General features: G+C 52.8%; 20 protein-coding genes and 1 riboswitch. Of the genes, 2 read left to right on the top strand and 18 right to left on the bottom strand.

The window, feature by feature from the left end:
• Positions 1-5 precede the first annotated feature (5 nt).
• The 14 genes from FYJ62_RS07930 to FYJ62_RS07865 all read right to left on the bottom strand — a co-directional run bounded on the left by FYJ62_RS07930 (position 6) and on the right by FYJ62_RS07865 (position 14461).
• On the bottom strand, positions 6-944 hold the full coding sequence (locus FYJ62_RS07930; protein ID WP_154549161.1) for a nucleoside hydrolase: 939 nt from the start codon (positions 942-944) through the stop codon (positions 6-8).
• A 154-nt stretch (positions 945-1098) separates the two neighbouring features.
• Positions 1099-1794: a ribose-5-phosphate isomerase RpiA gene (gene rpiA / locus FYJ62_RS07925; protein WP_154549160.1), complete on the bottom strand. Its 696-nt coding sequence runs from the start codon at positions 1792-1794 to the stop codon at positions 1099-1101.
• A gap of 43 nt (positions 1795-1837) precedes the next feature.
• A complete protein-coding gene (rpe, locus tag FYJ62_RS07920; RefSeq protein ID WP_154549159.1) occupies positions 1838-2521 on the bottom strand; it encodes a ribulose-phosphate 3-epimerase in 684 nt (227 codons plus the stop codon).
• Positions 2522-2615: 94 nt separating this feature from the next.
• Positions 2616-3542 (bottom strand): ribokinase, encoded by a 927-nt coding sequence (rbsK, locus tag FYJ62_RS07915; RefSeq protein WP_154549158.1) that lies wholly within the window; start codon positions 3540-3542, stop codon positions 2616-2618.
• 137 nt (positions 3543-3679) lie between these two features.
• Positions 3680-4183 (bottom strand): hypothetical protein, encoded by a 504-nt coding sequence (locus tag FYJ62_RS07910; protein ID WP_154549157.1) that lies wholly within the window; start codon positions 4181-4183, stop codon positions 3680-3682.
• Positions 4184-4265: 82 nt separating this feature from the next.
• On the bottom strand, positions 4266-5186 hold the full coding sequence (locus FYJ62_RS07905) for an alpha/beta hydrolase family protein (protein ID WP_154549156.1): 921 nt from the start codon (positions 5184-5186) through the stop codon (positions 4266-4268).
• Entirely contained in the window at positions 5179-6582 is a 1404-nt protein-coding gene (locus tag FYJ62_RS07900) for a DUF2252 domain-containing protein (protein ID WP_154549155.1), read from the bottom strand. Before FYJ62_RS07900 ends, FYJ62_RS07905 begins: the two co-directional genes overlap by 8 nt.
• A gap of 47 nt (positions 6583-6629) precedes the next feature.
• A complete protein-coding gene (locus tag FYJ62_RS07895) occupies positions 6630-8801 on the bottom strand; it encodes an RNA degradosome polyphosphate kinase (protein WP_154549154.1) in 2172 nt (723 codons plus the stop codon).
• Positions 8802-8805: 4 nt separating this feature from the next.
• On the bottom strand, positions 8806-10317 hold the full coding sequence (locus FYJ62_RS07890; RefSeq protein ID WP_154549153.1) for an HD domain-containing protein: 1512 nt from the start codon (positions 10315-10317) through the stop codon (positions 8806-8808).
• A gap of 256 nt (positions 10318-10573) precedes the next feature.
• Complete coding sequence (locus FYJ62_RS07885; protein WP_154549152.1) at positions 10574-11425, bottom strand: transporter substrate-binding domain-containing protein; 852 nt, start codon at positions 11423-11425, stop codon at positions 10574-10576.
• A gap of 97 nt (positions 11426-11522) precedes the next feature.
• The gene (locus FYJ62_RS07880; RefSeq protein WP_154549151.1) at positions 11523-12191 is read right to left on the bottom strand and encodes an amino acid ABC transporter permease; all 669 of its coding nucleotides are present in this window, start codon (positions 12189-12191) and stop codon (positions 11523-11525) included.
• 15 nt (positions 12192-12206) lie between these two features.
• On the bottom strand, positions 12207-12848 hold the full coding sequence (locus tag FYJ62_RS07875; RefSeq protein ID WP_154549150.1) for an amino acid ABC transporter permease: 642 nt from the start codon (positions 12846-12848) through the stop codon (positions 12207-12209).
• Positions 12848-13696: a transporter substrate-binding domain-containing protein gene (locus FYJ62_RS07870; RefSeq protein WP_154549149.1), complete on the bottom strand. Its 849-nt coding sequence runs from the start codon at positions 13694-13696 to the stop codon at positions 12848-12850. The genes FYJ62_RS07875 and FYJ62_RS07870 overlap by 1 nt, the downstream gene beginning before the upstream one ends.
• A 24-nt stretch (positions 13697-13720) precedes the next feature.
• Complete coding sequence (locus FYJ62_RS07865; RefSeq protein WP_154549148.1) at positions 13721-14461, bottom strand: amino acid ABC transporter ATP-binding protein; 741 nt, start codon at positions 14459-14461, stop codon at positions 13721-13723.
• Positions 14462-15053: 592 nt separating this feature from the next.
• Between FYJ62_RS07865 and udk (FYJ62_RS07860) the strand changes: the two genes are divergently transcribed.
• Together udk (FYJ62_RS07860) and udk (FYJ62_RS07855) are read left to right on the top strand one after the other, a co-directional pair.
• Complete coding sequence (gene udk, locus FYJ62_RS07860) at positions 15054-15710, top strand: uridine kinase (protein ID WP_154549147.1); 657 nt, start codon at positions 15054-15056, stop codon at positions 15708-15710.
• Entirely contained in the window at positions 15710-16396 is a 687-nt protein-coding gene (udk, locus tag FYJ62_RS07855; protein WP_154549146.1) for a uridine kinase, read from the top strand. Before udk (FYJ62_RS07860) ends, udk (FYJ62_RS07855) begins: the two co-directional genes overlap by 1 nt.
• An 89-nt stretch (positions 16397-16485) precedes the next feature.
• Here the strand turns inward: udk (FYJ62_RS07855) and FYJ62_RS10940 are convergent, their stop codons facing one another.
• The 4 genes from FYJ62_RS10940 to FYJ62_RS07840 all read right to left on the bottom strand — a co-directional run bounded on the left by FYJ62_RS10940 (position 16486) and on the right by FYJ62_RS07840 (position 20379).
• Entirely contained in the window at positions 16486-16614 is a 129-nt protein-coding gene (locus FYJ62_RS10940) for a hypothetical protein (RefSeq protein WP_268233456.1), read from the bottom strand.
• Between the two features lie 195 nt (positions 16615-16809).
• The gene (locus FYJ62_RS07850) at positions 16810-17376 is read right to left on the bottom strand and encodes an ECF transporter S component (protein WP_154549145.1); all 567 of its coding nucleotides are present in this window, start codon (positions 17374-17376) and stop codon (positions 16810-16812) included.
• A gap of 51 nt (positions 17377-17427) precedes the next feature.
• Positions 17428-17525: riboswitch (TPP riboswitch) on the bottom strand.
• A gap of 113 nt (positions 17526-17638) precedes the next feature.
• Complete coding sequence (locus tag FYJ62_RS07845; protein ID WP_154549144.1) at positions 17639-18724, bottom strand: M42 family metallopeptidase; 1086 nt, start codon at positions 18722-18724, stop codon at positions 17639-17641.
• Positions 18725-18957: 233 nt separating this feature from the next.
• Positions 18958-20379, bottom strand: a complete 1422-nt coding sequence (locus tag FYJ62_RS07840) for a C69 family dipeptidase (RefSeq protein WP_154549143.1) — start codon at positions 20377-20379, stop codon at positions 18958-18960.
• Positions 20380-20545 lie beyond the last annotated feature (166 nt).

The following is a 20545-nucleotide window of genomic DNA, read 5'->3' as shown; positions in this document are numbered from 1 at the left end:
GCCTGTTACTTGCCGGCTTGGGCAATAGCGGCCACAAACCACTTCTTGAAGGCTTCCCGGTCAACCTTGACCGCGATTTTCGCGTTGGCTGGCATCTTGAAGAAACCGTCAAAGTCCATGACTGAGGCCCCGTAAGTGTAAGGGCTCTTGGTGTCAACGGCCACGTAGGCATCCTTGACTTCAAAGAGCTCCGGCGCCAAAAGCATGGCGACTGACAAGGCGTCGTAGATCCGCTTGCCCTTGGCGGCCGCGGCATCGTTGACTTCATAGTGGGAGTTCAAGCCATAGATCATTTCGCCAACTGGCCCAAAAGCCTTGATCTCTTCCAAGGTTTCAGCTTCCACGAAGGCCTGGTTGCCGACCTCAAGCGGGGCAACGAAGATCTTTAAGCCCTTAAGCCCTTCGTCAAAGACGATCTTGGCTGCTTCCGGGTCACCGGACACGTTGTATTCGTCGTATGGCCCGTAATTTCCGCGGCCCAGCGCCCCGCCCATGATGTAGAGGGCGTCGATCTTGGCCAGGTCTTCCGGATATTGGCGCAGGTACAGGGCAAAGTCGGTAGCTGGCCCAATCTGCATCAAGGTTACGGGTTCTGAGCTAGCCGCAACCGTCTCATGGATGGCTGTGGCTGCCAGGCCAGGCTTAAGCAGGCTTTGGTCAGCCGGCGGGAAGTCAAAGCCGTCCATCCCGCTCTTGCCGTGAACTTCAGAAGCATCGATCGCTGGCTTAAGCAAAGGCAGCTTGGCCCCGGCCACGACCGGCACCTTGGTGCCCAGGAACTTTTGCAAGCGCAAGGCGTTGTTCAGGGTCTTGTCCAAGGCCACGTTGCCCCAGGTCGGCACGATCAGCTTGACGTCCAGCTCCTTGGCGAAAAGCGCGATGGTCAGGCAAACCGCGTCGTCGATCCCTGGGTCAGTTGAAATAATCAAAGGTTTCTTGTTCATGTATTACACTCCAATTTTCGTTATTTAAGCTTAAGTATCCGTGCTTTTTAACAAAAAACAAAATAATAGCTCTATTTTAGCATATTTTTTGGTGCAAAAAGCAAAATAAAGAAGCCCGTACGGGGCTTCTTTTTGCAAAATTCTTATTATGCTCTTAACGGCATCTCGTTTCAATCTCCCCGTTGTCGCGGGCGATGATCACTTCATCACAGATATCCAAGAACAGGCCGTGCTCAACTACCCCCACCGTGTGGTCCAGGTAGTCGGCCAAGCCGCTTGGTACTGGCACGGAATCAACGTGCAGGTCCAGGATGTAGTTGCCGTAGTGGGTCTTCAAGCGGCTGCCGTCCGCATTCAAACGGAACTGCGGATTGAGCCCTTCAGCTTCAAAGCGGCGCTTGTTCTGCTCGCAGGAGATCGGCAAGACCTCGACTGGCAGCGGGAAGCCGCTCAAGTGGTCCACGACCTTGCTTTCATCAACGATCCAGACGTTCTTCTTGGAATTGACGGCCACGTTCTTTTCCAAGGTCAAAGCCGCGCCGCCGCCCTTGATCCCGTTGAGCTGCTTGTCAACCCGGTCAGCCCCGTCGACGGTCAAGTCGGCCTGGTCAATGTCAGCCAGCTCGCTGACCGTAAAGCCCAAGCCTTCCAGCTGCTTGCGGCTGCGGCTGGACGTCGTGACGACAGCCTTAAGGGCCAGGCCTTCTTCTTCCTTGCGCCGGCCCAGTTCATCGATGAAGAACTTGACCGTTGAACCGGTCCCAACGCCCAAAATCATGCCATCTTCTACCAAGCCCGCTGCCTGCTTGGCGGCAGCCTGCTTCAATTCATCTTGCTTTTGGCGGTCCATCTGTTTGTCTCCTTTTCTGTCAATCTTTGCTTTTTCTCGATGTTTATTCTTCTTCAGTCAAAGCCGCGGTCAGCTCTTTGACCTGGCCGGCAATGTCGCCCTTGCCAAAAATATATGAGCCGGCAACAAAGACATCGGCGCCTGCTGCTTGAGCAATCTTGGCCGTTTCGGCATTGATCCCCCCGTCGACTTCGATCATGACCCGGCGGCCTGGGCGGGAAGCGTGGGCGTCAACGACTTCCTTGGCCGCCCTGATTCTTTCCGCTGAATCTGGCAGGAACTTTTGCCCGCCAAAGCCTGGGAAGACGGTCATGATCAAGGCTTGGTCGATCTTGGCGGCCAGCTTGGTCAAAACCTTGACGTCAGTGCTTGGGTTCAAGGCCACGCCCATCCGGCTGCCATGCCGGTGGAGGTAGTCAGCCCAGCTGCCGATCTGGTTGGGATTTTCAACGGCTTCGTAGTGGAATTCGATTAAGTCGGCACCCGCGTCCGCGAAGACTGGCACCATTTCGTTGACCTTGTCCCCCATCAAGTGGACTTCCGCCTGGACGTTTGGAAAGTGGCGCTTGAAGTCCTTGACCAATTGCGGGCCATAGGACAGGTTGGATACGAAGTGGCCATCCATGACGTCGATATGGAAGCGGGTAATGCCCGCGTCAACGGCTTCCTGGATCTGCTCGCCAAGGAACATATTGTCTGCATTTAAAATTGAAGGTGCGATCAGCATTCGCTCAACATCCTTTCTGCTTCTTAATGGTTGTGACTCGATGTTTTTCCTGTGCCTACTTTACACCAGTTTGCCCAAAAATCCTATTTTTTATCTATTTATCTGCCTCATCAGCAGCCTTGACTTCGGCCGCGGCAGGAATTGACGGCTGGGCGCCCAGCTTTTGCACGGCCAGGGAGCTGGCGCGGTTGGCAAAACGGGCTGCCTCCTGGACGTTGCTGAAGTCGCTCTTGACGGTCCCGGCAAAGTAGCCCAGGAAGGTGTCCCCAGCCGCCGTGGTGTCCACTGCCTTGACCTTGAAGGCTGGAACCAGACCGGTAAAGGCTTCGGCTGAGACATATGAGCCCTTGCTGCCATAAGTGATGATGACCGTCTTGATCCCCATCTCGTGCAGCTTGGCGGCATTTTTGGCCAAGTCGGCCTCATTTTCAACCGGCAAGCCCGTCAACAGGGCGCTTTCGGTTTCGTTTGGCGTAATGGCATCAGTCAAGTCCAGCAATTCCTGGGGCAGGTCTTTGACTGCCGGGGCAGGATTCAGGATGGTCACCTTGCCGGCAGCCTTGGCCAGCTTGAAAGCCGCGATCGTCGCCGGGATCGGGGTTTCCAGCTGGGCTACGACACAGTCGGCTTGGGCAATCAAGTCCTTGGCCTTTTCAACGTCGGCACTGGTCAGCTTGTAGTTGGCACCATGATCGATGATGATGTCGTTTTGCCCTTCGGCATTCAAAGTAATGTAAGCATGGCCGGTCTTTTCGCCGGGAGTAGTCAGGATGTGGCCGGTCTTGACCCCGTAGCCTGACAGCTGGTCGATCATCCAGGGGCCGAAATTGTCATCGCCGACCCGGGAAATGAAAGTACATTCTGCCCCGCTCTTGGCCGCCGCGATGGCCTGGTTGGCCCCCTTGCCACCGCCGGCTTCACTGACGCCAGTGGCGTTGATCGTTTCGCCAGGCTTTGGGAAGTCCTGAACGTGCAGGGTCGTGTCCACGTTGCTTGAGCCAACAACAATAATCCGTTTCATAGTTTGATCCTCTCATTCATTTTTCTGACGTTTGCTATCTAAAAATAATTATAACCGAACTTCGCCTGCACGGGCTGACAAGCATTTTTCACAATTAAAAAACCTGCCGCCAAATTGGCGCCAGGTCCACATCAATGCTATTTCAGACTGTAAGCAATCTTGTAGCGGTTAAGGCTGTACTTGTCATAGATGTCAGCTATGACTTCATTGAAGTTCTGAATTCTCTGATTGCCGTCGCTTGCCGCTGACTGGAACCTTTCCGCCAGGCCCGCCAGAACCTGCTGCTTGACTTGCTCATAGTCACTGACCCGGTCCGGGGTCTTGCGCAAGTCGCGGATCAGGGCACTCAGCGTAAAGTCGGACTCAGCCGCCAGAAAATTCAGCTCATGGTCAAAGACCAGGCAATAGCGGTAGGTCTTCCGGCCGCGAAAGTCCACGGAGTTGAAGATGTCCAGGTAAAGGTAAAGCTTCAGTTTCTTCAGGTCTGCCGGCGTCAATTGCCCGGTCAGCATCTTGAAGTTCTGGTAGTTGGCGAAAAAGTCGTAGAAATCGCCGTAAAAGTCGTCCTGGAAATGGTCCAGGGCTGGATCCGCGTCATCCAGCAGCTGCCTCTCCAGGACTGCCTGCAATGTTTCTGCCATATTTTTTCAACCTCCAAAAAGCCACTCTACAAAATCCATCATGCCTATTATAGCCAAGATCATGCACAGAAAAAAGACGGGCTCATTGCCCGTCTTTTCCCTCAAAATTGTCATAGCGGTCGCCGAATTCCTTCATGAAGCTGGAGTTGAACAAGTCCTCCTTAAGCTGCTGCCATTTTGGACTGGCGGCTTCAGCCAGCTTCTTGCGGCCGGACAAAAGCGCCGATAACTCGCCCGTCGTGGACAAGAACCTGCCCTGCCGCTGGCTGCTGAGCAGAAATTTGGCATCAACCAGCTTTTCCAATAAGCGGCCATGCTCATCAAAGCGGTAGCCGCCCCACATGTGCTGCTTGACCGGATTCTTCAGCTGCACGCTGTCGATATAGTGCAGCCGGCCCACCATCTTGTGCGTTGCCGTATAGCCCAAGGTCACGGGATCATAGATATCCACGTAGGCATTGATCTTGGGGCGCAAGTGATTGGCCATCTGCCGCTGGCGCCGGTCCAGCATCCGCCAGATATTGGTCCCCTCATAGAGGTAGGCTCCGGCAATCTGCCCGGAGTGGCGGCAATTGGCCAGGGCATACTGGGCGTTGATTGCCCCTAAGGAATGGCCGTAGATGTAAAAACGGCTCTTAGGGAATTCAAGCAGCCAGCGGTTCAAGTACTTGGCGGCTGTAAGCAGCTGACTGGGCACGGCCCTGGAATCCGTTACCATATTGACAAAAATTGGCAGGTTGGTCTTCATCCATTCGTCGCGCCAAGTGGTGACGTTGCCCTTTTTCAGGCCATACGAGCCCTTGAACAGGACCGTAATCTCAATCTGCGGGCCCGTGTGGTTTTCCAGCAAAAAAGCCTGCATCCCGTCTTCGGCATAAACGTCCCGGGTCAAGACGCCGATGGCCTTCTGGCCGATCTCGACCGTCTCCCCGATGTTCAAGCCCTCGTAGGCCTTTTGCGCCAGCTGCACCCGCTCTTTATCAGTCAGGCATTCATTAATCATCTAGATCCCCATCCTCGCCCTGCAAATACTTGCTGAAGGCGGCGTAGTCCCTTTCCATCTGGTCGGCATATGCCAGCGCCCAGCTGGCCAGGCCATCATCCAAGTCGCGCTGCTTGTGGACATAGCCATAGATCATTGGCGCGGTCGGACTTTCGTAGTGGGCTACGGCCAAAATGAAGGAGCAGATCAGGCAATAGGCTGAAAAGCTTTCCAGATCTAATTTCAGGGGGTCAATGGAGTCCTTCATGTCGCGGAATTGACGGACATAGAAGGAGCGCCCATTGACGTGCATGGCGCCCAGGAAGGGGTCATAGTGGGTCTGCAGCACCCGCTGGGCCGTGATAATCCGCTTGCCTTCGTCCTTTTCCTGGGACCGGCTTTCACTGACCGTCAAGGCGGACAGGTTGTAGCGCAGCGGCATGGCCTCTTTGATCTGAAGCACCAGGTGGCTGCCATCCTTGCCCGTCAGCAGGGCCAGGTAGCAACGCGTGCCCCAAGAGCCAACGCCGACTGAGTAGCGGATTATGTCCGTAACCTGGTAGCTCATCAGCAGCACCCGCACGTCATCTGAGACGCTTTGCTGGTACTCGCCCATCCCCTGCAGCAATTGGGCATAGAGCCCAGGCGACACCCGCCGGGCACGCGGCGGATTTTCGTTAAAGCGCAGCTGCCCGTCCGCGTCCAAGTGGGTGAACTTCTTGACCACCTTGTCTGAGTTGTTCTTCGGCGCCCTTTGGGCCACCTTCTTCAAGACCGCCTTCATCTGCTCGCTTTCCGTCATCTCTTCGATCAAGTCGTTGATGTTGTAGGAAGCGTAGAACAAGTCCAGCAGGTCAAAGGAGTTGGCGTAGTCAATCCCCCGGCGGTAGCCGTGGACGGAATTGCGCAGGACGTTCTTGATCGCGTCCTGGTCAAAGCCGTTGATCCGCCCGGTCAATACGATGCTGGTCAACAGCCGCTTCAAGTCAAATTCCCAGTTGCCGATCCGGGCTTCGTCAAAGTCGTTGAGGCCAAACAGCAGCTGGCGCTCAGGCGAGGCAAAGAAGCCAAAATTGGTCAGGTGGGAGTCCCCGCAGATAATGACTGGAATATGGCTCAAGCAATCGTCAAAAGCCCTGAGGTCCGCTTCCATGATCCCTGCCGTGGCCCGGAAGTAGGAAAAAGGATTCTGCATCATCCGCTCATGCCGCATCCCCAGCAATTCCGGGATCATTTTTTCCTCAGTGAGGCGGATCAAGTGAACCACGTCCCGGTCAACCGGATTAAAGGTGGAGATGGCCCTGATTGGATACGTGAGCCGGCGCGCTTTCCCAAGCTTGATCAGGTCCTCCTTGCTGTCGCCGATAAACAGCTGGTCAATCTTGAAGCTCTCAATTTCATGCTTGTCTGTCTTCATAAAGCCTTCTAATCAAACAATCTTTTCGTGCATGCTAATTATAAATTTTAGTCTTCCGTGTCTTCCAGCTCGTTTTCCTGCGGCTTCATAGCTTCAAAAGCGTCCTTGTGGATTTCGGATTCAGCCGCTTCGGCTTCCTTGACCGCCTGGACCTTTTCCTCGGCCTCGGCGATGAAGTATTCCTGACTGCTGAACGGACTTTGCCCGCGGCGGTCAGCGTGAACCCATTCGGTCCCGTGCAGGATCCGGGCTTGAACATTGTCCCGCCACATCTTGGCAAAAATATCCAAGACCCGGGCCTTAAGGTCGTCCTGCAGGATCGGGAAGAGGGTTTCAACGCGCCGGTTCAGGTTCCGCCGCATCATGTCGGCACTGGCCAAGTAGACTTCTTCCTTGCCGTCGTTGTAGAAGTAGTAGATCCGGCTGTGTTCCAGGAAGCGGCCCACGATCGAGTGCACTTCAATGTTGTCAGAAACGCCTGGAATTTCGGTCCGCAGGCAGCAGATCCCGCGCACGATCAAGTGAATCTTGACGCCGGCAGCGGAGGCTTCATACAGCTTGGCGATCACGTCCTGGTCAGACAGGGAGTTCATCTTCATGTGAATCTCGGCATGGCGGCCCGCTCGGGCGATGGCGATTTCGTTGTCGATCTTTTCATAGATGAACTGGCGGATCAGCTTCGGCGAAATCCGCAGCTTGCTGAAGTAAGGCGGCTTGGAGTAGCCAGACAGCATGTTGAAGAGGTTGGTGGCGTCCACGCCCAGGTCACGATCGCAGGTAAACAGCCCCAAGTCAGTGTAGAAGTGGGCGGTAACGTCGTTGTAGTTCCCAGTCCCCAGGTGCAGGTAGCGGCGGATGCCGTCGCTGTCTCTTCTGATAACCAGGGTTACCTTGGTGTGGGTCTTCAGGCCAACCAGCCCGTAGATTACGTGGCAGCCCATCTGTTCCAGGGTTCTCGCCCAGTGGACGTTGTTTGATTCATCAAAGCGGGCCTTGACTTCAACCAGAACGGTTACCTGCTTGCCGGCTTGGGCCGCCTGGCCCAGGTACTTGATGATCGGTGAGTTGCCGGAAACCCGGTACAGGGTCATCTTGATGGCCAAGACGTCCGGGTCCTTGGCAGCCTGCTTGACGAAGTTCAAGACGGCGTCAAAGCTGTCATATGGGTGCTGGACCAGGTAGTCCTTTTCCCTGATTGAGTCAAAAATATTGTGGTCGCTGCGCAGGGCCGGGTCGATGTAGGCATGCATTGGCTCATAGCGCAGGTCATCGTGGCCTTCAACCAGACCTGGCAGCTTCTTCAAGAAGGTCAGGTCGATCGGGCCGTTGATGGAGAAGACGCTTGGCTCATCCACGTTCAGCCGCTTCATCAGGTGCTTGACCAGCTTGGCGCTCATTGAGCTTTCAACTTCCAAGCGGGTCACGTGCCCGTGCTCGCGGTCCTTCAATTGCTTGCGGACGGCCAAAAGGAAGTCGGAAGTATCGCTTTCAGACACGTCCAGGTCCATGTCCCGGGTAACCCGGTAGCAGGATGCCTGACGGATTTCGTAGCCGTCAAACAGGCGGTCCAGGTACTTTTTGACGATGTCTTCCAGCATGATGAAGTCATTTTCGCCATCCGGCAGCTTGACCAGCCGCGGGAAGATGTTCGGCACACGGACGGTCGCGAACTCGTGCTTGCCGTCTTCTTCGCTTCTGAGGCGGATGGCAATGTTCAGCGAGTCGTTGCTGATGAATGGGAACGGCCGGGACTGGTCGTCAGCCATTGGCGTCAGGACTGGGTACAATTCGTTGTTGAAGTAGCGGCGGATATACTCTTCCTGGTCCTCGCTCAGCTCATCCACGTCCAAGATGCGGATGTTCTGCCGCCTCAGCAAAGGCAACAGCGAACGGGAGTAGGTTGAGTAGCGGCGCTCAACGACTTCATGCTCTTTCTCGTTGATGGCGTTCAATTGCTCAAGCGGAGTCAGCCCGCTGGCATCCTTGCTTTGCACGTCAGCGGCGACCAGCTTGCTCAAGGAAGCCACGCGGACCATGTAGAATTCGTCAACGTTTGACTGGGTGATGCCCAGGAAGTTGGCCCTTTCCAGAAGCGGCTCATCCGGGTTTCTGGCTTCATCCAGGCAGCGGTCGTTGAAGTCCAGCCAGCTCAATTCCCGGTTGCTGTAATAGCTAGGATCAGTAAATTCTGTGATTTGTTTTTCTGTTTCTTTAGTCATCGTCTTACTTTCCCCTCTTTTGCTTCAGAGTAATCTTCATCCCAAAGACGGCTTCGGCCAGACCGACATTCTTTTCAAAAACGAACCGTTCCAAGGTCAGGTCGCGCTTGCTGCGCACCGTGATCTGCATGGTATCGTTCTTGATTGACACGACGATCTTGCTGATCTTCTGCTTTCTTGACGCGTCCAGGCTGTTGGCCAGGCGCAGGATAGCCGCCAATTTGGCCACGCGGACCTGCAGGGCCGGATCAAGGTGGCGGTATTCGCGCTCATCCGCGTTCAGGCTGGTCACGTCCTGGTGCTTCAAGATGCTCTTGAGCATTTCATTCTGCTCGTCAGACAGGCCGATGATCTGGTTGGCGTCAACGATGTAGGCGGCGTGCGCGTAGTGGTTGTGGAAGTTGATGAAGTTGCCGATATCGTGCAGGCGGGCGGCAATTTCCAACAGCTGGCGGTCGTCTTTGTCCACCATGCCCACGTGGGCTAAGCGGTCAAAAATGTGCAAGGCAAAAACGTTGGTCAGGTTTGAGTGCTTGCCGCCTGAGCTGTAGCGCTGGGCAATGTTCTTGGTCGCGGTCATGACGATGGTTGAATAGTCGTCTGGCCGGTACTTGAACTTGGCAGCAGCCTGAATCATCAAGCCTGTGATGGCTGATGACTGGGTCAAGGTCATCACTTCCGGCTTGATCACCCTGATCAATTGGTGAATCAAGACGACGGATGGCTTCATTCTGGCCAGGCCATTGGTGTCCAAGCCGTACTTCTTCATCAAGAACTGGTCTGGCGCTTCCCGGAAGTCTTCATAAGTCTGGTCAAAGTCTTCCAGCTTGATGACGCTGGCCCGTTCTTGCGGGTACAGGCTCTGCTCGCCGGCGCCGGAAACGTGCTGGATGATCAGGCGGGCCCGGCCGGTTGGCTTGTTGATGGTCTTGAAGCTGACCAGCTTTCTTGAAATAAAGTCGCTGATGATGTCAACCGGGTCGATTGGCGTATCGCGGGTCATTTCAGACAGTTCTTCGATTTCTTCCGGACCCATGGCAAAGTTCCAGGTAGAGACATAATGCTGGCCCTTAAACATGGTCAGGTTCAGCATCGCGCTCCCCATGCTGAGCAGGTAGGTGGATTCGTCATCCTTGAGTTCAGAGAACTGCGGCAGGGCCATCGCGGCAATGATCTTGTAGTAGGCAATTTGGGCCCCGTTCAGCCATTCGACGTCCAAACCGGTTCTAACCTTGATCTGATCGGACAGGTAGCGGGCAGAAATCTTATCCAGCAGCTGCCGGTTCCCGTAAACCTTGTAATTGTCAATCCCGTATTCCGCGATCTTGCGCTTGAAGCCGATCAGCGCGTCAACCAAGCGCGGCAGCTCGTTTTCGTAGACTTCAAACTTCTTCCCAGACTGCACGAACTGCGGCGAGTTCAACTGTTCCAGAATTGTAAGTTTCTTCAAATCGACGATGAACAGACGCGCCTGATAAGAAGAAATATAGATTAGACCAAATTGTCTTTTGCTCATATTTGTCTCCTATGTGTACCATTAAATTCATTTCGAAATGAGCAGGTTTCACGGCTGACCCAGTGAAACCATTCTATTTCAATTGTACAAGAAATTAGCCGCTCTTGTGCAAAATTATTGTTAAAATTAATCGCGCTTACATAACTGACAGTGCAAGAAAAGACGCGCCCTTGACGGGTGCGTCTTTTCCAATTCTTGTTAACTTTTTAACAATGAGTGTTTTTGCTAAATATTTCCCAGTGGCCTTGTTTGCCGGCTAGTCCAACTTCGTCTTTGTCGCCTCTTCGATGCTGAAGCCGGAAATGCCGGTGAACCACTTCTTCATCAGGCGGTTATAGGTCCCGTCTTCCCGGATCTCCTTCAGGGCCTGGTTCACGGCTTCGGTGAACTTGGTCTGCCCCTTCTTGATCCCGATAGCGTATGGCTCTTGGGTAAAGTTCTTGTCCAGCAGACGGTACTTGTCGCGGTCAGCATACATCAAACCGGCCAGGACCGTATTGTCGCTGATCATGGCCACGGCCTTGCCCGCCTTTAAGGCGTTGTAGCAGGAGCCATAGTCGTCATAGAAGATAATCCGAGCCTTTGGGGCGTACTTGTGGACGTCAGCTTCAGCGGTTGATCCCTTAACGGCGGCAATCACGTACTTGCTGCTGTTGAAATCCTTGACGGTCTTGAACTTGCTCTTTTTTGGGACGATAAAGTTCTCACCAGCCATGAAGTAGGTGTCAGAGAAGTTGATGATCTTCTGGCGCTCAGGCGTATTGGTCATGGTCGCCATGACCGCGTCGACGTTGTCGATCTTCAAGTCCATGATTCTGGACTTTTCACTGATGTATTCAATTTTCATCTTGCCCTTGGGTCCTAAGATCTTCTTGGTAATGGCACGGGCCAAGTCGACTTCAAAGCCCTTCGCTTTGCCTGTCTTGGTGTCCATCATGCTGAACAGGCGGGTATCAGCCCGCATCCCCCAGGTAATGGTCTTGCTTTTCTTGACCCGGTCGTAAGTTGCCGAACTGGTCTCTTTTCCAGTTTTTGAACAAGCAGTCAAGCTCAAGGCCACAAGCAGTGCAGCGAAGAAAGCCAGCAACTTGGTAAGTTTACGTGCCATTTATAACCTCCTCTTTGGCAAGCAACAAACTACGTTGACGCTTTGTACAAGCATTAATCTCGATATTTTGTTTTAGAATTTGAATCTTTCATTCAACTTAGTACTTGATCCGCTTGCTCAGGTAATTGGCAAAAGTGGACAGCACGAAACAAATGATGAAGTACATTACCGCAACTGTCAAGTACATTGGAATCATGTAGTTGGTGTTTTGGTTGTAGATGATTTCCGCGTGGTAGAGCAGTTCAGGCAAAACGATGATCGTGGCCAGTGACGTGTCCTTGATCAAAGACACGAACTGGGACAGCAAGGCTGGAATCATCCGCGTTAAAGCTTGGGGCATCACCACGTGTACCATGGCTTGGACATAGGTCATCCCGTTGGACCGGGCCCCTTCCATCTGCCCTGGGTCAACGGAGTTGATCCCGGAACGCACGACTTCCGCAATCATGGCTGATTCAAAGACTACCATGGCGATAACTGAAGCCTGGAAGGCATCCACTCTGATCCCCATGACCGGCAGGCCGAAGTAGGAGAAGAAGATGATCAGCAGCAAAGGCAGGTTCCGCAAGATGTCAACGATCACGCCGACCACTCGGGAAATGACGGTCGTGGTCTCATCAACTCTGGTGTAGCGGAGCACCCCAAGAATCAAGCCAAAAATGAAACTCAAAATGATTGAAATCACGGAAACTTCAATCGTGACCCAGAACCCCTGCAGCAAGAAGTGCAGGTTGGTCCAGGACAAAGCATTTGCCAGATTTTGCATTTATTCTTCCTCCTCTTAAGCCGTCTTCTTTTCCAAGTACTGCATGTAGTAGCTCATCGGCAGGGTCAGGATCAAGTAGAAGATCCCGACTAAGACATAGCTTGGAATCGTCTGGAAAGTGTTGGAGGCAACGATGTCGCCTTGGTACATCAGGTCAAAGCCGGCAACGAAGGCCAGGATGCTGGAGTTCTTGATCAGGTTGACGAACTGGTTGCCCAGGGCTGGAATGACGATCTTGAAGGCCTGCGGCAAGATAACGTAGCGCATGGCCTGCCAGTAGGTCATCCCGTTGGACCGGGCCCCTTCCATCTGCCCCTCGCCGACAGAGTTGATCCCGGAGCGGACCGTTTCAGCAATAAAGGCTGAAGAATAAATAGACAAGCCGATAGTCCCGGCTTGAAAGCCGGTCAGCTTTAAAGGCGTGTAGGTCGGCAATACCAGGTAGAAGACCATGGTTACGACCAGCAACGGAATGTTCCGGAAAATTTCAACGTAGACCTTGGCTACCCCGCGCCAAAACTTGCTTGGCACGGTTTCCAAAATGGCAAAGCCGGAACCGATCACCAGACTGAAGAACAGCGCGATCACGCTGCAAAGAATGGTGTTCCAGAAGCCAAGCAGGAACGTTGACCAGTTTTCTGACAATAAGTTAAACATTAATATTCAGCCTCCTTGACACTGAAACCATTGATGCTGCCGAACCACTTTCTGACCAGCTTGTCATAGCTGCCGTCAGCCTTGATGGTCTTCAAGGCCTTGTTGATGGCATTGAGCATTTTCGTCTGTCCCTTTTCAACCGCGATCCCGTATGGCTCAACGGCAATGGTGCCGCCAACCAGATGCAGGTTCTTGTGCTGGGCGGCGATCCCGGCCAGGATCCCGTTGTCAGTTGCAAAGGCATCCCCTTGCCCGGCTAACAGGGCGTTGGTGCAAGAGCCGTAGTCGTTGTAGGCCCGGATCTTAGCCTTAGGTGCCTGCTTGGCGATGTCGTCAGCCGCCGTCGTCCCCTTGCAGATGATCACGACCTTGCCCTTCTTGTTCAGGTCCTTGACGGACTTGACGCTGCTGGTCGTCTTGGTCAAAAGCGAGGTACCAGCCTTGAAGTAAGGAGTTGTGAAGTCAACGGACTTTCTTCTTTCCGGCGTGATGGTCATGCAGGCCAGAACCGCGTCCAGGTTGTTGTTCTTCAACTGCGGAATCTTGGTCTGCGGGGTGACTTCGATAAACTTGGTCTTGGCGTCCTTGCCCGCGATCGTCTTGGTCAAAAGCCGGGCCAGGTCGATTTCAAAGCCTTCCAGCTTATTGGTTTTGACGCTCTTCAGCCCAAACAGGGTCGTGTCGTACTTGACGCCCCAAGTGACGGTCTTGGACTGGATCACGTGGTCATAGACCCGGTCGGGATTGGATGAAGCGCTGGTATTGCCGCAGGCAGCCAGGGCCGTTCCGCTTACCAGCAGCAGGAGGAGCGCCGCTGCTCGCTTAAAAAATCTTCTTGCGTTTTTCATCAGATGTGCCGCTCCTTTCCTCAATTAGCGGTCAATCACCTTGCTCAAGAATTCTTGCGCCCGCATGTGGTGCGGGTGTTCGAAGAAGTCTTGCGGGTTGCGTGAGTCTTCCAAAACGGTCCCCTGGTCAAAGAAGATCACGCGGTCGCTCACTTCCCGGGCAAAGCCCATTTCGTGGGTCACGACCACCATCGTCATCCCTTGGGCCGCGATATTCTTCATTACGTCCAACACGTCTTGAATCATTTCTGGGTCAAGGGCGGAAGTTGGTTCGTCAAAGAGCAGAACCTTGGGCTTCATCGCCAAAGATCTGGCAATGGCGACACGCTGCTTCTGACCACCGGAAAGCTGGCGTGGGTAAGCTTCTTCCTTGTCCAGCAAGCCGACCTGCTTCAAGAGCTTTTCAGCTAATTGGCGGTTTTCTTGTTCGTCCCGGTGCAAGACGATTCTTGGGGCCAGCATGATGTTTTCCAAAACGGTGTGGTTTTCGTACAGGTTGAAGTGCTGGAAGACCATGCCGACGTCTCTTCTGATCTTGTTGAGGTCGGTGCGCTTGTCTGCCAGGTCGTGGCCATCAACGTCCAAGACGCCTGAAGAAATGCCTTCCAAGCCGTTGATGGTTCTAATCAGGGTACTCTTGCCGGCACCTGAAGGGCCGATAACTGATACGACTTCCCCTTCATCAATAGATAAGTTGATGTCCTTCAGGGCATGGTAGGTACCGTAGTATTTGTTGACGTTCTTGAATTCGATGATTGCTGCCATCTTGGGTCCTCCTCGGTTGCTCAATGCTAAATTAAAAAATTCCAGTCCGGATCGCTAAGTCTGCTTAGCTGCCAATTCCTCCAAAGCGGGATTTCAATAACAAAAAGTAAGTACTAATTCTTAACATTTTTGCCATCCTGCCGGCTGGACGACCGTCAATTGCTGTTTGGTCTTCCTTAATTTTTCATTAAATTTAGCAGAAAATTGTCGCAATTACAAGTGTCATCCTCTCGGGGACAGGCTGATTTAACGTTTTTTTAATATTAGGATTCCGCTTACAGTTTATTTTTGTTAAATCAACCCTTTTCACGCTTAATAAAATTAAGTTTCACCCTAAGGCAACTTACGTTTATTAATAGTTACCCTTTAGATCAGAAAAATCCCCTTATTTTCCAAAGGCTTTCGCCTTATTTTTAAAGAAAAAGCAAGTTTTGCCCCTAAACGGGTCAATTCCGAACGAGCCCTTAAGCCAATCAGGCTAAAGCTGGGAAATCGGCAAGCAGGAAAAAATGGCAAGCAGCGGCTTTTTGACAAGATTTGCTAGACCCTGTCCCCTTGGGCCTCTATAATATAATGTTAAAGGAGTTTAATAATGTCACATAAGAAACACCCCATTATTATCGGAATTGCTGGTGGCTCTGGCTCAGGGAAGACGACCATTGCCCACGAGCTGTACGACCAGTTTAAGAACGACCGGATCCGGATCATTACGGAAGATTCCTATTACAAGGACCACCCAGAAATGACCCAGGAAGAACGGGACCAGATCAACTTTGACCACCCCGACGCCTTTGACACTAACCTGCTGATCAGCCAGTTGCAGGACCTGACCAGCGGCAAGGCCGTCGAGATGCCGATCTACGACTTCCCGACCCACCTGCGCAAGCACGAAACGGTCCACGTGGAGCCAGCTGACATCATCATCCTGGAAGGAATCCTGGTCCTGGCCATTCCCGAATTGCGCGACTTGATGGCCATCAAGATCTACGTCGACACTGACGACGACATCCGCCTGATCCGCCGCCAGCGCCGCGACATGGCTGAACGCGGCTACAGCTTTGACTACATCATCGACCAGTACATGGCCACGGTCAAGCCAAGCTACCACCAGTTCGTTGAGCCATCCAAGCGCTACGCCGACATCATCGTTCCTGAAGGCGGCGGCAACCAGGTCGCTCTGGACATGCTGACGACCAAGGTTCGCGACATCCTGCGCCGCAATGATTTGGAAGAACAGAAGGAAGAATAATGGCAGAAAGACAAAAACCACTGGTCATCGGGATTGCCGGGGGGTCTGGCTCGGGCAAGACCACGGTGGCCAAGGCAATCAGCAAGCGCCTGCCGGCCGACAGGGTCTTGATTCTGACGGAAGACGCCTACTACAAGGACAACTCCGGCTTGTCCATGGAAGAGCGCAAGGCGATCAACTATGACCACCCCAACGCTTACGACACCAGCTACATGATTGACCAGCTCAAGCAGCTGCTCAATGGCCAGGCAATCGAGATGCCGACCTACAACTTCAACACCCTGACCCGGGCCAAGGATACCATCCACGTTGAACCTGCCGACATCATCATCGTTGAAGGGATCCTGGTCCTGGCCTCCGAAGAATTGCGCCAGTTCATGGACGTCAAGCTCTTCGTCGACGCTGATGACGATATCCGCTTTATCCGCCGCCTGCAGCGCGATACCCAAGAGCGCGGGCGGTCAATTGACTGGATCATCGCCCAGTACCTGGCCACGGTCAAGCCCAGCTTCAACCAGTTCATTGAGCCTTCAAAGAAGTACGCGGACATCATCATCCCCCGCGGGGGCGAAAACGATGTCGCCATCGACATGGTTTCCTCCAAGCTCCTGTCCATCATCAGGGACCACAAGCGCCATGAGCGCTCGGAAGCCACGATGCCGGCCAAGCCTAACCCAGCTAAATAATTTACGTCAAAACGCAAAAGGCACGAGTCAAATTGACTCGCGCCTTTTTTAGTCTGATTTCGATGGCTGCTGGTTAAATTCATTTAAGCTTACATCATGAAGCTGTCGGCGTGCAAGCCAAGCAGAGTAATGAGGAGCATCAGCGCAATTACCACGCCGACTACTTCCCAGTATTCCTTGTTCGCGTTCTTTGGTTCACATAATTTAATGCGTGTCATGTCTTTTGCTCCTTTCAATGATCTTGATATTAGCAAATATCAAGTTTTTTGAGATATGTTTCTGATTGTACACCCAAAAGACAGACTTGTCAGCAAATTTGCATTATTTTATCAATTTTAAGATAAAATTCCCGTTCTGCTTGCTGATCTTGCGCGTTTGTGCCTGCTGGCTTGCTTTTTTAAAGCAAGCGCTGCTTACTTCATGATTTTGTCAAAAAGCTTGGTGATCCACTTGACCAAAACGGCGTCAAAGAAGACGGCCGAGGCCATGCCGGCAATGAACATTTCGATCAGCAGGCTTGGCTTGTAGGCATTCCAGCCATAGATGAAGTAGCACATGATGAAGGCGGCAACGTGGCAGCAGATGGCCCCGATAATCAAGCTGGTCCAGCTGAAGCGGTCATAGTTTTCCTTCTTGGGGAAGAAGCCGATTTCGTTGAAGGCCCCCTGCACGGCACCTTCCAGAATGGTCAAAGCCCCCCATTGACCGCCAAAGGCCATTTCAACCGTCGCGGCCAGGGTCTCGCCGATCACGCCGGAGCCAAAGGTCGGCACGAAGTACATGGCCAAAGGCGCGGCCATGTACCACAGGCCTGAGTAGAGCTCATCGGCCAGTGGACCTTGGCCGACAAAGGACAAGGCCATCTTGGTAGCGTTATAGAGCGGGTTGAAGACGTATTGATAGATCACGCCCATGATAACCCCAATTAAAGCTACCAGGATGACGGCCTTGACGTTCCAGCTTTTTTCTTTTCTAAACATAATAAAAACTCCTATCCAGCTAAAACAAAGCCAGTAGGAGTTCATGCTCGCACTTAAATAATGACACTTCCCTTGCGCAAGAATTGTCTTGTTCAGGTTCAAAGGGTCGACCAATGGTCTCTCAGCAGTAAGCACCCCTAGTGGCTTTCGTTCGCGTTATTGATTTGCTGCAATCAACAGAATATCACTTAAATAATTACTTTTATCAAGCTAATTATAACAATCATTAGTTAAAAAACTAGTGTTTTTTTCACAACGCAGTCTAGTCAAAAGACTTAAAGGAGTCCAGCTTTTCCTGGTCAAGGTCACGAATAATGGCCAAAGCCAAGTCAACTGAAGCCTTGAAGTCCTTGTAGCTGCTGAAGCAGTAAGGCGAATGCTCATAACGGACCGGAATGCCGATGACGATGGTCGGCGCCCCGTTTTCATAGTAGATGGCCGCGCCGTCCTGGCCGCCGCCAGTTCTGACTGAACGGGTGTAAGGAATCCCGTTCTTGTCCGCCAGATCGCAGGCATACTGCTGGAACTTCGGGTTTGGCAGGAAGGTCACGTCCATGTCCCGCAGCATTGGCCCGCGCTTCAGGCCAGTCTGTGACAGCCATTCAGGCTCAAAGGTGTCGTCAGCCGGGCAGCTTTCCAGAACCAGGCAGACGTCTGGCTTGACTTTGCGGGCCGTCACGTAAGCCCCGCGCAGGCCAACTTCCTCTTGGCTGGACAAGGCAGCCACGACGTCAAAGTTGGTTTCTTCATCCTTCAGGTTTTCCAAGACGTCAGCCATGGCCGCGGCGCCGAAGCGGTCGTCAAAGTCCTTGCCGAAGAAGAGGCCAGTCTTGTCATTGTACTCGCACTTGACGTCGACGAAGATCGGGCAGCCCGTGTCGATCTTGTAGTCCTTGATGGTCTCTTCCCGGCTGGAGGAGCCAACGTCGATGGACAGGTCAGCCACTTGCGGCACGGCCTTGCGCTCAGCGGCCGTCATGAAGTGCGGCGGCTTCAGGGCCACAACGCCCGGGATGTATTCCCCGTCCTTGTTTCTGACCTTGACCTTCATTGATGGCAAGACAACGTTGTTCCAGCCGCCCAGGGTGACGAACTTGAGCAAGCCGTTAGGGCGGACTGCCTGGGTCAACAGGCCTACGGCGTCGGAGTGGGCATCCAGCTGGATGACTGGCCGCTGGCCCTTGTTCTGCTTCTTGGCAGCGTAGACGTTGAGCATCCCGTCGACTTCCAGGTCAGCGTAGTCCTTGACCGTGTCCGTGAAGAGCTTGACGAATTCCGTTTCAAAGCCGGAAGTGGCATTGGCATCGGAAAAATCCTTCAGCATTTGAATTTCTTGTGCTTTTTCCATTGATAACTCCTTTTTTTAAGCATCTGCCCTTCTATTCTACCATTGACCAGGCTGTTGAATAGGAAATCGGCAAAAGAACTGGCAATCCAATCTTATTTAGCGGTTGTGCGAAATTCAATCTCCATAAAAAAACACTCATCTGACATTGCTAAGTCAGATGAGTGTCTTAAGGCGCTGTTCAAAGCCAATGTCTTAACTTAATGACATTGACTGGCAACTGATTTTTTATAAATTTAGTCAAGCAGGTCGTATTTCAGCTTCATCAAAGTGTGGCCGGAAGCGACCATTTCACCAGTTAAAGCAACCGTGTTTTCATAAGCCAGGTCGGCCATCTTCTGGTTGGCTTCTTCCAGTTTGGCTTGCAGCTCACGGCCTTCCAAGCCCTTAACGGCCCGGTCGGTCTCATTTTCGATCTTGCGCAGCTTGGCCATGGTCTTTTCCTCAAAGGCCTGCTCCAAGGCACTGTAGACCTTGTAGTTGGTGTCGCCAAGCTGGGCGTTCAGCTTGTTGATCCAGAAGATCTTGCTCAAGTCAAAGTCAGGACCGGTCTGGAAGCTGGCCGGAGTCGTCGTGACGTTGGTGTAGAATGGCACGAAGACGTTGAAGGTGTTAGGACCAAAGGCCAGCCATTGCACGCCGGCAATGCCTTCTTCAACATCGTTTCTGATCTGCAGAATGTGGGTTTCGAAGTTCCGGTTGATGCCGATTGGCCGGAAAAGCTTCTTTTCAGCTTCAGTATTGGTCGTGCTGTAGACGTCGTATTCAGTGTCTTGGTAGTGGGAGCTTTCCAAGAACTTGATGTCTTCTGGGGAAATCTTCTTCTTGGCATAAGTGATGAATGGCTGGTCCTGGTCGCCAGGCTTGCCTTCCCATTCTGGGTCAAAGTAGCGGTGGATGTACCAAGCGCGCGGGTTGTTGTAGTGGGCGTCCTTGATGGTTGAAGAGCCAAAAATGTGGCGCAGGTTGTAGCCCGTGTAGTCTGGGTTCAAGTGGTATTCGTTGATCAGGTCCAGCAGGTCGCTTGAGCACATGAAGTTGTCTTTGTCGTCAAAGTCAAAAAAGTCGATGTTCAGGCGGTTTGGGGCGGCAACGTAGGCATCATCAGGGATGCGGCGGGCAGCCCAGTGGTGGCCGCCGATGGTTTCGATGTACCAGACTTCATCATGGTCAGCAAAGGCTGAGCCGTTCATTTCATAAGTCCCGTACTTTTCAACCAAGTAGCCCAAGCGCTCAACACCTTCGCGGGCAGAGTGGATGTATGGCAGGGTCAAAGTCACGAAGTCCTCTTCGCCCAAGCCTCCCTTTTCAACCAAGGGGTCAATCCCTTGGATCCGGCTGTTGGTCGTAATGGTTTCAGTCGCGGTCATGGCTACCGTGGCATCGTTGATCCCAGCCGCGGCCCAGACCCCATGCTTGCCAGAAGCATCAGGCGCGCTGGTGTAGCGCAAAGGATTCGGGAGCAGGTCCTCGTCGTCGATTTCCTGACCGGTCAAAACGCTCTTGTAGTGCTTTGGCTGATCTTCTGGATTAACGGCAATAAAGGCTTCCGGAATGATCTGGCTGCCGCCGTCCTCACTGCGGGCAATCATGGTTGAGCCGTCAATCGTGGCCTTCTTGCCGACTAAGATGGTCGTGCATTCTGCAGGTTTCTTCATTTAAAAGTTCCTCCTGTTAGTCGCAAACAAAGTTAAACATTTTTGGTAAATTGCAAGAATAATTTGAACACCCACTAAATTTGGTAGATTTTATCCATTTCAGAATCGAATAATTCCTCTGGCGTGGAGTAATTCAAGATCTTTCGAGGTAGTGAATTACACCACA

This window comes from Lactobacillus porci (assembly GCF_009695985.1).
GTDB lineage: Bacteria > Bacillota > Bacilli > Lactobacillales > Lactobacillaceae > Lactobacillus > Lactobacillus absianus.
Note: the sequence above shows the minus strand (reverse complement) of the source record. Positions and strands in the feature narration are given on the sequence as shown.

Coding starts and splice junctions, on each gene's coding strand:
- FYJ62_RS07870 (WP_154549149.1), bottom strand. CDS start 13,696: ATGAAAAACGCAAGAAGATTTTTTAAGCGAGCAGCGGCGCTCCTCCTG.
- udk (WP_154549146.1), top strand. CDS start 15,710: ATGGCAGAAAGACAAAAACCACTGGTCATCGGGATTGCCGGGGGGTCT.
- udk (WP_154549147.1), top strand. CDS start 15,054: ATGTCACATAAGAAACACCCCATTATTATCGGAATTGCTGGTGGCTCT.
- FYJ62_RS07850 (WP_154549145.1), bottom strand. CDS start 17,376: ATGTTTAGAAAAGAAAAAAGCTGGAACGTCAAGGCCGTCATCCTGGTA.
- rpe (WP_154549159.1), bottom strand. CDS start 2,521: ATGCTGATCGCACCTTCAATTTTAAATGCAGACAATATGTTCCTTGGC.
- FYJ62_RS07930 (WP_154549161.1), bottom strand. CDS start 944: ATGAACAAGAAACCTTTGATTATTTCAACTGACCCAGGGATCGACGAC.
- FYJ62_RS07865 (WP_154549148.1), bottom strand. CDS start 14,461: ATGGCAGCAATCATCGAATTCAAGAACGTCAACAAATACTACGGTACC.
- FYJ62_RS07875 (WP_154549150.1), bottom strand. CDS start 12,848: ATGTTTAACTTATTGTCAGAAAACTGGTCAACGTTCCTGCTTGGCTTC.
- FYJ62_RS07895 (WP_154549154.1), bottom strand. CDS start 8,801: ATGACTAAAGAAACAGAAAAACAAATCACAGAATTTACTGATCCTAGC.
- FYJ62_RS07900 (WP_154549155.1), bottom strand. CDS start 6,582: ATGAAGACAGACAAGCATGAAATTGAGAGCTTCAAGATTGACCAGCTG.
- rpiA (WP_154549160.1), bottom strand. CDS start 1,794: ATGGACCGCCAAAAGCAAGATGAATTGAAGCAGGCTGCCGCCAAGCAG.
- FYJ62_RS10940 (WP_268233456.1), bottom strand. CDS start 16,614: ATGACACGCATTAAATTATGTGAACCAAAGAACGCGAACAAGGAATAC.
- FYJ62_RS07845 (WP_154549144.1), bottom strand. CDS start 18,724: ATGGAAAAAGCACAAGAAATTCAAATGCTGAAGGATTTTTCCGATGCC.
- FYJ62_RS07880 (WP_154549151.1), bottom strand. CDS start 12,191: ATGCAAAATCTGGCAAATGCTTTGTCCTGGACCAACCTGCACTTCTTG.
- FYJ62_RS07890 (WP_154549153.1), bottom strand. CDS start 10,317: ATGAGCAAAAGACAATTTGGTCTAATCTATATTTCTTCTTATCAGGCG.
- FYJ62_RS07905 (WP_154549156.1), bottom strand. CDS start 5,186: ATGATTAATGAATGCCTGACTGATAAAGAGCGGGTGCAGCTGGCGCAA.
- FYJ62_RS07840 (WP_154549143.1), bottom strand. CDS start 20,379: ATGAAGAAACCTGCAGAATGCACGACCATCTTAGTCGGCAAGAAGGCC.
- FYJ62_RS07910 (WP_154549157.1), bottom strand. CDS start 4,183: ATGGCAGAAACATTGCAGGCAGTCCTGGAGAGGCAGCTGCTGGATGAC.
- rbsK (WP_154549158.1), bottom strand. CDS start 3,542: ATGAAACGGATTATTGTTGTTGGCTCAAGCAACGTGGACACGACCCTG.
- FYJ62_RS07885 (WP_154549152.1), bottom strand. CDS start 11,425: ATGGCACGTAAACTTACCAAGTTGCTGGCTTTCTTCGCTGCACTGCTT.